Origin of the sequence: Staphylococcus sp. EG-SA-17, from assembly GCF_017151845.1 — a bacterium.
Taxonomy (GTDB): Bacteria; Bacillota; Bacilli; order Staphylococcales; family Staphylococcaceae; genus Staphylococcus; species Staphylococcus aureus.
Genome location: NZ_JACVZO010000097.1, coordinates 1 through 471, shown reverse-complemented (window position 1 = coordinate 471; position 471 = coordinate 1). Strand labels below are relative to the sequence as shown.

Sequence of the window (471 nt, the reverse complement as noted above, 5' to 3'; positions counted from 1 at the left end):
GTGCTACACTCACTGCTTCACGAACTGGCGGTGAAGGCGTTGGGGTCGGCTGCGTCTGTTTTAACTGACGCAATTGCGTCTGTAGTGTTTCTCGACTAATATGAAATTCAGTTGAAAGTTGTGTCAAGTATCGGTCTTGTTCTAGCAAAGAATCTACATGCTGTAATTCTTGCAAGACCTCTTGGACATAATCGATCTGTTCTTTTTCATTGGCCAAATTGCGATTGGCACGATGAAAGTCCATTTTGAATGCAAACACCGTTTCTCTGCCATGCATGGCCAGTTTGAAAAAGGCCTCTGTACCATACTTTCGCACATAATCATCCGGGTCCAGACGTTCAGGGACTCGAACGACGGAGAGATTCACGCGGCTATGTTCTTGTAAAAGATCAATCCCGCGATTCGTTGCATTGATTCCTGCCTGGTCACCATCATAGCAAAGGATGACTTCTGTAGCGACACGTTCAATAT

General features: G+C 45.4%; 1 protein-coding gene. It reads right to left on the bottom strand.

Annotated elements, in window-relative coordinates:
- A partial coding sequence (locus IDG65_RS14225) for a toprim domain-containing protein (protein ID WP_206174217.1) occupies window positions 1–471 on the bottom strand: 471 nt, incomplete at both ends.